Origin of the sequence: Streptomyces sp. NBC_00659 (genome assembly GCF_036226925.1) — a bacterium.
In the GTDB taxonomy this organism is placed as follows: domain Bacteria; phylum Actinomycetota; class Actinomycetes; order Streptomycetales; family Streptomycetaceae; genus Streptomyces.
Window position 1 is genome coordinate 1,264,069 of sequence record NZ_CP109031.1, and the last position, 12,445, is coordinate 1,276,513.

General features: G+C 69.4%; 14 protein-coding genes. 11 read left to right on the forward strand and 3 right to left on the reverse strand.

What is annotated here, in order from left to right; genetic code table 11:
* Positions 1-2 precede the first annotated feature (2 nt).
* On the forward strand, positions 3-1,094 hold the full coding sequence (locus OG410_RS05295; RefSeq protein WP_328455761.1) for a LacI family DNA-binding transcriptional regulator: 1,092 nt from the start codon (positions 3-5) through the stop codon (positions 1,092-1,094).
* 10 nt (positions 1,095-1,104) lie between these two features.
* Here OG410_RS05295 and OG410_RS05300 read toward each other — a convergent pair whose 3' ends face one another.
* Together OG410_RS05300 and OG410_RS05305 are read right to left on the reverse strand one after the other, a co-directional pair.
* Positions 1,105-1,293, reverse strand: coding sequence for a hypothetical protein (locus OG410_RS05300; RefSeq protein ID WP_329298049.1), 189 nt, complete (start codon positions 1,291-1,293; stop codon positions 1,105-1,107).
* A 215-nt stretch (positions 1,294-1,508) separates the two neighbouring features.
* On the reverse strand, positions 1,509-2,471 hold the full coding sequence (locus OG410_RS05305) for a LysR family transcriptional regulator (protein ID WP_329298050.1): 963 nt from the start codon (positions 2,469-2,471) through the stop codon (positions 1,509-1,511).
* 126 nt (positions 2,472-2,597) lie between these two features.
* Between OG410_RS05305 and OG410_RS05310 the strand changes: the two genes are divergently transcribed.
* The 10 genes from OG410_RS05310 (at position 2,598) to OG410_RS05355 (ending at position 11,672) form a co-directional block, all read left to right on the forward strand.
* On the forward strand, positions 2,598-3,599 hold the full coding sequence (locus OG410_RS05310) for a fumarylacetoacetate hydrolase family protein (RefSeq protein WP_266755491.1): 1,002 nt from the start codon (positions 2,598-2,600) through the stop codon (positions 3,597-3,599).
* Positions 3,596-4,561, forward strand: a complete 966-nt coding sequence (locus OG410_RS05315) for a cyclase family protein (RefSeq protein ID WP_329298051.1) — start codon at positions 3,596-3,598, stop codon at positions 4,559-4,561. The genes OG410_RS05310 and OG410_RS05315 overlap by 4 nt, the downstream gene beginning before the upstream one ends.
* Before the next feature lie 23 nt (positions 4,562-4,584).
* Positions 4,585-5,715, forward strand: a complete 1,131-nt coding sequence (locus tag OG410_RS05320; protein ID WP_329298052.1) for an FAD-dependent oxidoreductase — start codon at positions 4,585-4,587, stop codon at positions 5,713-5,715.
* Complete coding sequence (locus OG410_RS05325) at positions 5,712-6,716, forward strand: amidohydrolase family protein (protein WP_329298053.1); 1,005 nt, start codon at positions 5,712-5,714, stop codon at positions 6,714-6,716. Before OG410_RS05320 ends, OG410_RS05325 begins: the two co-directional genes overlap by 4 nt.
* 12 nt (positions 6,717-6,728) lie before the next feature.
* Positions 6,729-7,667 carry a VOC family protein gene (locus OG410_RS05330; RefSeq protein ID WP_328455748.1) on the forward strand — a complete coding sequence of 313 codons (939 nt, stop codon included), beginning with the start codon at positions 6,729-6,731 and terminating at the stop codon, positions 7,665-7,667.
* A gap of 91 nt (positions 7,668-7,758) precedes the next feature.
* Complete coding sequence (locus OG410_RS05335) at positions 7,759-8,730, forward strand: fumarylacetoacetate hydrolase family protein (RefSeq protein ID WP_329298054.1); 972 nt, start codon at positions 7,759-7,761, stop codon at positions 8,728-8,730.
* Positions 8,727-9,482, forward strand: a complete 756-nt coding sequence (locus OG410_RS05340) for an SDR family NAD(P)-dependent oxidoreductase (protein WP_329298055.1) — start codon at positions 8,727-8,729, stop codon at positions 9,480-9,482. The genes OG410_RS05335 and OG410_RS05340 overlap by 4 nt, the downstream gene beginning before the upstream one ends.
* Positions 9,479-10,270, forward strand: coding sequence for an SDR family NAD(P)-dependent oxidoreductase (locus OG410_RS05345; RefSeq protein ID WP_329298056.1), 792 nt, complete (start codon positions 9,479-9,481; stop codon positions 10,268-10,270). Before OG410_RS05340 ends, OG410_RS05345 begins: the two co-directional genes overlap by 4 nt.
* Complete coding sequence (locus tag OG410_RS05350; protein ID WP_329298057.1) at positions 10,267-11,022, forward strand: CoA transferase subunit A; 756 nt, start codon at positions 10,267-10,269, stop codon at positions 11,020-11,022. The genes OG410_RS05345 and OG410_RS05350 overlap by 4 nt, the downstream gene beginning before the upstream one ends.
* Positions 11,022-11,672 (forward strand): CoA transferase subunit B, encoded by a 651-nt coding sequence (locus OG410_RS05355; protein ID WP_329298058.1) that lies wholly within the window; start codon positions 11,022-11,024, stop codon positions 11,670-11,672. The genes OG410_RS05350 and OG410_RS05355 overlap by 1 nt, the downstream gene beginning before the upstream one ends.
* A 174-nt stretch (positions 11,673-11,846) precedes the next feature.
* Here OG410_RS05355 and OG410_RS05360 read toward each other — a convergent pair whose 3' ends face one another.
* On the reverse strand, positions 11,847-12,431 hold the full coding sequence (locus OG410_RS05360; protein ID WP_266755509.1) for a TetR/AcrR family transcriptional regulator: 585 nt from the start codon (positions 12,429-12,431) through the stop codon (positions 11,847-11,849).
* Positions 12,432-12,445: the final 14 nt, after the last annotated feature.

Here is a 12,445-nt window from a genome sequence, read left to right on the forward strand (position 1 = left end):
CGATGCCCACCGTGCCCGTGGTCCGGCGCGAGCCACCGCGCCACCACACAGCAGCCGCCCGGGAAGCCAGAGCCCGGCGCAGAGTGGGCATCAAGGACGTGGCGCGGGAAGCCGGCGTCTCGCTCGGCACGGTGTCCAACGTCCTCAACCGCCCCGACATCGTCGCCGCGCCGACCCGGCAGCGGGTCCTGGACGTCATCGACGCCCTGGGATACGTACGTTCGGACGGCGCGCGCCAGTTGCGCGGCTTCGCTTCCCGGCTCGTGGCCGTCTTGGTCCTCGACCTGGCCAATCCCTTCTTCACCGCGCTGGCCGCCGGCGTGGAACAGGCCGCGCTCGAGGCCGACCTCGGGGTCATGGTGTGCACGGCCGGCCGAGGACCGGCCGACGAGGCCCGCCACCTTTCGCTGATCACCTCGCACCAGGTCCGCGGCGCCGTCCTGGCCTCCGGAGACGGCACGGGGCGCAGGGTGGCGGGCTTCCGCCGCAACGGGGTGCCGTTCGTCATCGCGGACCAGAACGCCCCTCAGCCGGGGGCCTGTTCGGTCGGCATCGACGACGTCGCGGGAGGACAGGCCGCCGTGCGCCACCTGATCCAGCAGGGACACCGGTCGATCGGATACGTCAGCGGACCCGACTGTCTCCAGCAGGTTCGGGACCGGCGCCGGGGAGCGGCCATCGCGGTCAACCTGGCCGGACTTCCGGCGGAGTCGCTTCGGGACCTGCCGTGCCCGGCGCTCACCGTGGGCGCCGGCAGGGACGCCGGGCACAGGATCCTCGGCCTCAGAAAGCGCCCCACCGCCGTCTTCTGCGCCAACGACCTGCTTGCACTCGGCGTGATGCAGGCGCTGTACGAGGCCGGCCTGCGGGTGCCGGAAGACATCGGAGTGGTGGGATACGACGACATCGAATTCGCCGCGTCCGCCGTCGTTCCGCTCACTTCGGTACGACGCCCCGCTCTCACATTGGGCCGCGAGGCAGGCCGACTGCTCCTCGAAGACACGGCCGAAGCCGCCACGCACGAACACACCCACGTGGTGCTGCAGCCGGAACTGGTCGTGCGCCGGTCGACCATGCGGACGCCGGCGCGGTGACCCAAGTGAGTCAGATGCTTTCGGGAACATGCTGGGGCAGCGTCTTCGGTGATCGGCGGGTCAGGGGAAGCAGCGCGGCCGAGACCAGCATCGTGAGCAGGCCGAGCAGCACGACGGCCGAGGCCAGCGTGCCCAGCATGCCCTTGGCGGCCGGGTCCCCCGTATGTTCGTGGGCGGACAGGGCGGCGGAAGCGGGCATGGCGGCACTCCGTGGGACGTGAGGAAGGGAGGAGCGCCGTGTAGCGGACCGGGCCGGACGGGCTGTGCAGGCGGACCCCGCAGTCGGCTCACGGGCGCGGTGGTGTCCCACGACTATGCGTTCCGGGTCTCGGCCTGCCCACCCCTCACGTCATCCAAGTTACCGATGCCCTCGATCCATCGTGTGGATAGTGATGTCATGGGCTGCGTCAGGCTTCAGCGACTTCCCGCCCGGTGGGCCGCTACAGCCGACGTGTCAGAAGCGCCGCTCAGCCCCGGGCCCAGACGGGCTCCGACGCGCGCTGCGGTCTCACGCAGCCAGATGTGTGCCGCGTCATGCGTGTGCACCGGGTGCCACCACAGTGCCTCTCTCAGCGGTACGGCTTCATAGGGCGGCTCCACCACCCGGACAGCGGCGATGGGTTCCATCATCCGGGCCATACGCTCCTGGACCAGCGCGATGCGCCGGGTGCCTGCGACCAGCAGCGGCAGCGACTGGAAGCTGTCGACGGAGACTTCGACCCGCGGTTCGATCCCCAGCATGCCGAGCTGGCGTACCGCTGGGGCGTCGTACGTTCGCTGGTACGTCACCCAGGGAAGCCGGGCAAGGTCCTGGCGGGTGAGCCGGTCGTCGACGCTCGGGTGGTCCCGCGCGACGAGAAAGACCCAGCGGTCGTCATAGAGGTCGGTGGCGGGGAAGTCGCTGATGACGCCGTGCGGCATGAACAGACCGTCGCTGGCGCTCAGCAGGGTGGCGGTGTCGTCCACCACCGTCGTCGGGGTCTGGGAGAAGCGCAGCCGAATCCCGGGAGCCTCCTCATGGATCACGCGAGCCAGCTCGGTGCCGAAGATCGCCACGGCGTAGTCGGACGCCACCAGCTTGAATTCCCGGTTCTCCTTGGCCGGGTCGAAGTAGGCCTGGCTGGCGAAGAGGCGTTCCAGCACGTCATAGGCGGTCGAGGTCCGGTCCAGAAGGACCTGCCCCAGCGCGGTCAGCTCGTAGTGGCCGCCGACGCGGGCGAGCAGGTCGTCGTCGAAGTGCCGGCGCAGCCGGGAGAGGGCAGCGCTCATCGCAGGCTGGCTGAGGCCGACACGCTGCCCGGCACGGGTGACGTTGCGCTCCTCCAGCAGGGCGCGCAGAGCGACGACGAGGTTGAGATCCAAGCGGGCCAGGTTCATGAAAGTCCCTCTGCAGAGCGATGCCGACCCGGAGCAATCCACGAGATGGATGCAAGGCATCCATAGAATCGATTTCCCTGATCGGTGGTGCGGGGTCCAGATTAGTCGCACCGCAATCAGGAGGACATGTCCGTGAAACCTGAATCCGCGTCCGCACTCTTCGCCGGACCTTTCGCCCTCGCGACTCTCTCGGCCCCCGACGGGCCCCGCTTTCCCGCTCTCGTCACGCCGGACGGCAACGCCCTCGACCTTCGGGCCGCACTGGGTGACGAACAGCTGACCGTGCTGAGCCTGCTGGATCGCTGGGACAAGACCCTGCCGCAGCTGCGTACCCTGGCCGCCGACACCGGCGTCAGCCGCACGCCGATCACGGACCTTCACGTGCACGCCCCGGTCGAACCGCGCCAGGTCTTCCAGTCGGGTGCGAACTACCGGCAGCACGTGATCGACCTGCACGTCGCCCACCGTGCCCCCGGCGATGACCGGTCCGAGGCCGAACGGCGAGCGGAAGCGGCCGAGATCATGGACCGGCGGGCTACCGAGGACCTGCCGTATGTGTTCATCGGCCTGCCCAGTGCGATCACGGGTCCCTACGACGACGTCGTGCTGCCCGCCTGGGCCGAGAAGCCGGACTGGGAACTGGAACTGGCGGTCGTGATCGGCCGCCCCGCGTACCAGGTGTCCGTCGCGGAGGCATCCGCGCACATCGCGGGCTACACGATCGCCAACGATCTGACCGACCGGTCGACCGTCTTCCGCAGGGACATGCCGCAGATCGGCACCGACTGGCTGCGCAGCAAGAACGCGCCCGGCTTCACACCGCTCGGCCCGTGGATCGTGCCCGCCGAGTCCATCGCCGACCCTGACGACCTGCGGGTGACGCTGAAGCTCAACGGCGAAACCATGCAGGACGAGTCCACCAAGGACATGATCTTCAAGGTCGCGCGGATGGTGTCGTACGCCTCGCGGACGGCCCATCTCCTCCCGGGTGATCTTGTGCTCACGGGCAGCCCGGCCGGCAACGGCATGCACTGGGGCCGCCTTCTGCGCGACGGCGATGTGATGGAGGGCTCGGTCACCGGGCTCGGCGTCCAGAGCACCCGATGTGTGGCGGAGGCGAAGGCATGACGGCCGTCGATCCCCGCGATCCGGAAGGCGCGATCGCGCTGGCGGCCAAGACGTACTCCAACTGGGGCCGCTGGGGCGAGGACGACCGGCTCGGCACACTGAACTTCCTGGACGAGGGGAAGCGCCGCGAAGGTGCCGGTCTCGTCCGGCGCGGGGCCAGCTTCTCCCTGTCGCAGTCCTTCGACATGAACGGCCCGCAGAAGGGCTGGCGGCGGCGCACCAACCCGGTGCACACGATGCTGGACACCGGCACCGACGCCGCGCTCGGCCACCAGGGCTTCCCGCACGGCATCGGCGGCGCCGACGACGTGATCGCCATGCCGCTCCAGTGCTCCACGCAATGGGACGGGCTCGGGCACATCTTCGACCACGGCAAGGCGTGGAACGGTCGTGCGGCCGAGAAGGTCGTCACCTCCGACGGCGACCTGGTCACCGGCATCGAGCACATGGCTCCCCATGTCGCCGGACGCGGCGTGCTCCTGGACGTGGGACGGGTCGTGGGCACCGCCGGCGAGCTGCCCGACGGATTCGCCATCACCGAGGAGCACCTGTCCGCCACAGCGGAAGCGCACGGCGTGAGCGTGGGACGCGGTGACATCGTGCTGATACGTACCGGTCAGCTGACCCGGGTACGCCGAGACGGGTGGGGCGACTACGCCGGCGGACCCGCGCCGGGGCTTTCCTTCACCACGGCCGGCTGGCTCCACGGCACCGAGATCGCGGCGATCGCCACGGACACCTGGGGCTTCGAGGTCCGTCCCAACGAGTTCGAGAACGCCTTCCAGCCCCTGCACCAGGTCGCGATACCCAATATCGGCCTCCTCATCGGTGAGATGTGGGACCTGGAAACCCTGGCCGAGGACTGCGCGGCGGACGGGGTGTACGAGTTCCTGCTCGCCGCCGCGCCCCTGCGCATCACCGGCGCTGTCGGTTCCCCCGTCAACCCGATCGCGATCAAGTGACGCGCTCAGCAAGGGAGTTCTCCATGAGCACAGCCCGCACGGTCCTGGTGATCGGTGGTGGCGCTGCCGGAAACGCCATGACCATTCTGCTGCGCCGGGCCGGTCTGACCGTCGACCTGATCGAGGCGAAGGACGACTGGAACGCCACCGCCGGTTCAGGCATCACCCTGCAGGGCAACGCCTTGCGTGTGCTGCGCGAACTGGGCGTGTGGGAGGAGGTCAGCGCGTCCGGCTTCGGTTTCGGATCCGTCGGCATCACCGCTCCCGACGGAACGGTCCTGCACGTCGCACGCGACATTCGAACCGGCGGCGACGACCTGCCCGCCACCGTCGGCATGCAGCGCCCCCGGCTGCAGCGCATCCTGATCGACGCCGTCCGTGCCAGCGGCGCATCGGTGCGCCTCGGCACCCGGGTCGAGCAGCTGGAGCAGGACGGCACAGGGGTGAACGCGCGCTTCACCGACGGCAGCGAGGGCCGCTACGACCTGGTGATCGCCGCCGACGGACTGGGTTCCACCACCCGCGCGGCCATCGGCATCACCGCCAAGCCGGAACCCACCGGCATGGCCATCTGGCGCGTCGCCGTCCCCCGGCCGGCCGGCGTCACCCGCACGGATCTCGCCTACGGCGGTCCGGCCTACATCGCCGGTTACTGTCCGACGAGCGACACCACGATCTACGCCTACGTGGTCGAGGCCAATCGCGACCGGGCGTCGATCCCGCCGGAGTCCTACGCCGACGAGATGCGCGGCCTCGCCGCCGCCTACGGAGGATTCTGGCCGGAGATCACCGAGCACATCACCGATCCGGCGAAGGTCAACTACACCTGGTTCGACCGGATGCTGGTCGAGGGCTCCTGGCACCGGGGCCGCGTGGTCCTCGTCGGCGACGCCGCCCACTGCTGTCCGCCCACCCTCGCGCAGGGCGCCGCCCTGTCCCTGGAAGACGCGTGGGTGCTCTCGCGTCTGCTGACCAGCACCGAGGTCTGGGACGACGCGCTCTTCCAGGCGTACTACGACCGGCGTATCACCCGCGTCCGTCCGGTGGTCGAGGCGTCCGTGCAGATCGGGCAGTGGCAGCTCGACGGCGTACGCGACGCAGACGTACCCGGTCTGATGGGCCGCACGATGACGATGCTCAGGGAGCTGCCGTGACCTCACCGACCGTCGACGTCCACGCTCACGTGTTGCTGCCCGAAGTCGAGTCCCTCGTCGACGGCCTGCCCGGACTGGCGATGGCGAGAGCGCTGGATGCCCGGCGCAACGGCCCCACGGCCCTCGCGGTCAGCGGCCCCATGGTGCGCGAGCGCATCCCGCAGCTCACCGACCCGGCCGCACGGCTGGCCGCGATGGACGCACAGGGCGTGGACGTCCAGCTCGTCAGCCCCTCACCCTCGCACTACCACTACTGGACGGACGAGGAGACAGCCGAGAAGCTGTACCGGCTGGCCAACGAGGCAACAGCAAGGCACTGTTCAGCCGCTCCGCACAGGCTGCGCGGCCTCGGGTTGGTACCGCTCCAGCACCCGGACCACACAGTGGGGGCGCTCGATCACGCGCTGGAGCAGGGCCTGGCCGGGGTGGAGATCTCGAGCCACGCTCCGGGCCTGGAACTGTCCGACCCGGCCTACGAGCCGTTCTGGTCGCGAGCGGAGGAGACCGGCGCCGTCATCTTCCTGCACCCCTTCGGATGCACGCTGGATGAGCGCCTGGACCAGTGGTACCTGTCCAACACCGTGGGCCAGCCCACGGAGAACGCCGTGGCACTGTCGCACCTGATCTTCTCGGGAGTGCTCGACCGTCACCCGGGGCTGAAGGTGATCGCCGCCCACGGCGGTGGCTACCTGCCGACTCACATCGGCCGCTCCGACCACGCCTGGTCCGCCCGCACCGACGCGGCTGCCGGCTGCGCTCATCCGCCCAGCAGCTATCTGAAGCGCCTGTACTTCGACTCGCTCGTCCACGACCCGTCCGTCCTGCGGGAGCTGATCCGGGTCGCCGGGCCCGACCGTGTCCTGCTCGGCTCCGACTTCCCTTTCGACATGGGCACGAAGGACCCCGTGGGCGCTCTGCGCGCCGCACGTGTCTCCGAGGCCGACTTCGAGGCCATCCGGGGCGGTACCGCCTCCGCCCTGCTCAACCTGACCCTGTCCTGAGGAGGAACCCTCATGAGCGCACGCCTGCTCACCCATCTGCGGCACGTCGACCTGGCCGTGCCCGACTACGACAAGCAGCTCGACTTCTACGCGGGTGTCTGGGGTCTGACCAAGGTCGCCGAGGACTCCGGGATCTCCTTCCTCGCTGCCGAGGGCTCCCCCGAGCAGTACGTCATCAGGCTGCGCAAGGCCGAGGAGAAGCGCCTCGACCTCGTCTCCTACGGCGCCGCTTCGCCGGCTGACGTGGACACTCTCGCCGAACAACTCCTCTCCGGTGGCGTGCGGTTGATCACGCAACCGGGCAAGGTGGACACACCCGGCGGCGGTTACGGCTTCCGCTTCTTCGACGTGGACGGCCGGACCATCGAGGTCTCTGCCGACGTGGCGGTACGGCAGCACCGCAAGATCGAGGAGAAGGAGTCGATCCCGGTCAAGCTGTCCCACGTCGTACTCAACTCCCCGGATCTGGACCGGACGAAGGAGTGGTACGAGCAGCACCTCGGCTTCCGGCTCTCCGACACCCTGAGCTCGCCGCACATGGGCGAGGTCATGCACTTCATGCGGATCTCCAACCAGCACCACTCGATGGCACTGGCGAAGGGACCGCACGCCTCCCTTCACCACGTGTCGTTCGAAATGCGCGGCATCGACGAGTACATGCGTGGCTCCGGCCGTGTGATCCGGGCCGGCTTCAAGAAGATCTGGGGCCCCGGCCGCCACATGGCCGGCGACAACACCTTCACGTACTTCCTCGACCCGCACGGCAACACCGTCGAGTACACGACCGAGCTGGAATGCCTGGACGAGGACACCTGGCACCCGCACGTCTACGACTTCTCCCAGCCCGAGGTCACCGACCAGTGGGGCACCGCCAACCCGATGAACGAACTGGTCGCCAAGGAGTCCTTCAACGACCCCGACCGCGGCTGCTTCGTCGCCCCGCCGGTCTGATCCCTCTCCGAACTCCCGGGGCGCGGCAGCCTGTCACCTGCCCTGACACATAGTGCCGCGCCTCGGGCCCAGCCCCAGCCAGGAGCTGCTCATGCGCTTCGCCGCCTACGAACACCAGCATCAACCCCGCGTCGCCGTGGTCGACGCCGATGGCGTGCTGTATCCCGTGCCCGGCCTCCGCTCGTTGACCGAGGTCATCAGTGCCGGGGGCGGTCTCCCCGCACTCCTCGATCTCGGTGCCGCCACCCTCGACGTCCCGGCCGGACCGCACGTCTCCCAGGTACGCCTGCTGCCGCCGCTTCGGCCCACCTCCGTGCGGGACTTCGTCACGTTCGAGGAGCATGTCGAAGGCGTACGCCGCTCGGTGGAGGGAACAGGCGGCGTGCCCGAACAGTGGTACACCGCGCCCACCTTCTACTTCACCAACCCGCACGCGATCTACGCGTCCGGCGACGACATTCCGATGCCGCCGGGCTCCGCCGTCCTGGACTTCGAGCTGGAGGTTGCCGCGGTCATCGGCCGCGAAGGCCGCGACCTCACTCCCGACCAGGCACGCGAGCACATCATCGGCTACACGGTCTTCAACGACTGGTCCGCACGGGACCTTCAGTCCGCCGAGATGAAGGTGGGTCTCGGCCCGTGCAAGGGAAAGGACACCGCCACCACCCTCGGCCCGTACCTGGTCACCGCCGACGAGCTCGAGCGGCATCGGGACGACGACGGCTTCCTGAGGCTGGCCCTCACTGCTGAAGTCAACGGCGAGGTCGTCGGCAGGGACCTACTGTCCAACATGAGCTGGACGTTCGAGGAAATGGTCGCGTACGCCTCCCGCGGCACCCGGGTCGTCCCGGGCGACGTACTCGGCTCCGGCACCTGCGGAAACGGCGGCTGCCTCGCCGAACTGTGGGGCGTACGCGGAGAACAGACCCCGCCGCCGCTCAAGCCCGGCGACACCGTCACGCTCACGGTCGAGGGCATCGGCACCGTATCCAACACCGTCGCTCCCGGCACTGAACCCATCGCCCTTCCCTTCGGCCGGCGCCGCTCCCGGGAGAGGCCGTGAGCGACCTGCACCCCAAAAGGCTGCTCGGCAAGGTCGTCGTGGTCACCGGAGCGGCCCGCGGCCAGGGAGCCGCCGAGGCCGAGGCACTGGTGCGGGAGGGAGCCCGCGTCATCGCCACCGACGTCGCATCCGCCGAGGATTGTCGTCGCCTCGACGTCACCAGTGAGAAGGACTGGGCGGAACTGGCGGCCGAGCTCAAGGAGGCGTACGGGCAGGTCCACGGTCTGGTGAACAACGCCGGCATCACCTGGCGGGCCCGCATCGGTGACGTGCGCCCAGACGACCTGGCACGTGTCCACGCGGTCAACGTGGCCGGCCCGCTGCTCGGCATTCAGCACCTCGCCCCGCTCATGCCGCCCGGCTCATCGATCGTGAACGTCGGTTCCTCGGCGGCCCTCACCGCTCACTATCCGGTCGCCTACACGACCAGCAAATGGGCCCTGCGCGGCCTGTCGAAGACCGCGGCCACGGAACTCGGCCCGCGCGGCATCCGCGTCAACACGATCCACCCCGGCTACATCGAGACCGAGATGACCGCCTCCGCCGCGCCGGCCTTCCGTGAAGCCAACATCCGCGAGACCCCGCTCGGGCGCACGGGCACCGCAGCCGAGGTGGCCCCGCTGGTCGTCTTCCTCCTGTCGAACGAATCCTCCTTCATCACCGGCGCGGAGATCGCCGTCGACGGCGGCCTGACCGCGCACGGCGGCGTGAAGTCCGTGTCGGACGCCCTCCTTGGGGAGGCCGGCGCATGAGGCGACTCGACGGCAAGGTGGCCTTGATCTCCGGGACCGCCAGCGGTCAGGGCCGGGCCGCAGCACTGCGTTTCGCGGCCGAGGGCGCGCTCGTCGTGGGAGGCGACCTGCTGCACGAGCAGGCACTCGAGACACAGCAGCTCATCGCCCGCGAAGGCGGGACCGCCCTGACCCCCGGCCCCCTGAACGTCACCGACGAGCAGTCCGTCTCCTCCTGGGTCCACGAAGCCGTGGACGCCTTCGGCGGCATCGACATCATCTACGCCGGAGCCGATCGCTTCGGACCGGTCAACAGTCAGCCCTGCAAAGACTTCGCCTTCACCATGCGGGCCGAGCTGGACCCGGTATGGCTGACCGTCCGATCCGCCTGGCCGCACCTGCAGCGCAGCCGCGGCTGCATTCTCACCATCGGCTCCACCGCAGGACTCACCGGCTCGCTCACCAACCGGACAACCGCGCACTCCGCCTCCCGGGGCGCCGTCATCGCACTGACCCGCCAACTCGCCGCTGAAGGCGCCCCGTACGGTATCCGCGCGAACTGTGTCAGCCCTGGCGCAATCGGCACTGCCGGTTCCCGGACCACTCTCCTCTGCGAAGACCACCCGATGCGCGCCATCGCCCGCCGTATCCCGCTCGGCCGCGCCGGACGCCCCGACGACATCGTCGACGCCGCCGTCTTCCTCGCCTCTGACGAAGCCGCCCACATCACGGGAGCCAACCTCGTCCTCGACGGCGGCTGGTCCGCCGTCCTGCCCGGCGCGAGCCCTGAAAGGACTCCCTCAGCATGAACAAGGTCCGAGCGAGCGCCACTGAAGCGGTCGCCGACATACCCGACGGCGCCTCGCTGGCCGTCGGCGGCTTCGGACTCAGTGGCGTACCCGAAGCCCTCATCCGCGCCCTGCACGCGCACGGCACGAGCGGTCTGAAGGTCATCTCCAACAACTGCGGCGTCGACGACCGCGGCCTCGGCGTTCTCCTCGCCGCGAGCCGCATCAGCCGAGTCACCGGTTCCTACGTGGGTGAGAACAAGGAGTTCGCCCGGCAATACCTGTCCGGAGAACTCGAGGTCGAACTGGTGCCCCAGGGCACTCTGGCCGAGCGCCTGCGGGCCGGCGGCGCCGGTATTCCGGCCTTCTACACCCCAGCAGGTGTCGGTACGCAGGTCGCCCAGGGCGGACTGCCCTGGCGGTATGGGCCCGATGGCTCGGTCGCCGTGGCCTCCCCGCCCAAGGAGACCCGCGACTTCGGGGGCCGCACACACGTCCTGGAGCACGGCATCGTCACCGACTTCGCCCTCGTACGGGCCTGGCGTGGCGACCGCCACGGCAACCTCGTCTTCCGGAAAGCCGCAGCCAACTTCAACCCGCTGGCCACGATGGCCGGCCGCATCACGATCGCCGAGGTCGAGGAACTCGCCGAACCGGGCGAGCTGCGCCCCGACGAAATCCACCTGCCCGGCATCTACGTCCAGCGGATCGTGGCGCTCACTGCCGAGGAAGCCGCCGACAAGAAGATCGAGAAGAGGACGGTACGTTCCTGATGGCCTGGACCCGCGACCAGATGGCCGCCCGCGCCGCCGCCGAACTCACCGACGGCTCCTACGTCAACCTGGGCATCGGCCTGCCGACGCTGATCCCCGGTCACCTGCCGGCCGGCGTGCATGTTGTCCTGCACTCCGAGAACGGCATCCTCGGTACGGGTCCCTACCCCACCGAAGCGGAGGTCGATCCCGACCTCATCAACGCGGGCAAGGAGACCGTCACCGTCCTGCCCGGCGCAAGCTTCTTCGACTCCGCCCTCTCCTTCGGCATGATCCGAGGCGGACACATCGACACAGCCGTACTGGGTGCCATGCAGATCTCGGCGCGGGGCGACCTCGCCAACTGGATGATCCCCGGCAAGATGGTCAAAGGCATGGGCGGAGCCATGGACCTCGTCCACGGCGCCCGCCGGGTCATCGTCCTCATGGAACACACCGCCAAGGACGGCAGCCCCAAGATCCTCAAAGAATGCACCCTCCCGCTCACAGGAGAACAGTGCGTGCACCGCGTCATCACCGACCTCGGTGTCCTCGACATCACCCCAGACGGCCTCGCCCTCGTCGAAACCGCCCCCGGCGTCACGATCGAGGACATCACTGCCCGCACGAATGCTCCCCTCCGCGTGGACAGCACCACCGCTGTCTGCTGACCCGCGCCGCGTCGTCTCCATCATCTCCTGGCTCCTGGCTCCTGGCTCCTGGACGACGTCACGCCGTGAAATCACGGCGTTGCCAAAGTCCCCCACTCCTTCGTTCCTCCCGCCCGCCTTCCTGGTAGCGAGGGCCGACCCGGCGAAAGACCGGTCGGCCGGGCCCGGCTCGGCTCAGTCCCTGGTTGCGGTGGCGATGAGGGCCTGAAGCTGTTCGGCGGCCTGATCGAGGGGCTGAGTGCTGCGCTTGGCGCGGCACATCGCCACCGTCCCCTCGACGGCGGCGACGATGAGCGTGGCGAGCTGCGCAGCCTGCTCGGCCCCGGCGCCGTGCTCCCGCAGCGATGCGGCCAGCAAGCTCTCCCACTGCTCGAACACCTCAGCGGCGGCCACCAGGGCGGGCGGCACCTCGTCGGCCGGGGGCTCCTCGATGGCTACGGCCAGAACGGGGCAGCCGGCATGGAAGTCGCTCTCGACGACAATCCTCCGCCACAGGTCCAGAAACGCCCGCAGCCCCGCCGCCGGCCCGGGTTCCAGCTCCTTGCGCAGCCTCCGCGCGACCCACTCGCCCGTGAAGCGGACCGCCTCGGCGGCCAGTTGCTGCTTGCCCTCGGGGAAGTAGTGGTACGTCGAGCCGAGCGGCGCCTCGGCGTGCTTGGCCATCTCCCGGATGCTGGTCGCACTCAGGCCGCGCCGACTGATCATGTCCGCGGCACCGGCCACGATCCGCTCACGGGACGGCGTACCGCCTTTGGCCATCTCGCACTCCCCTC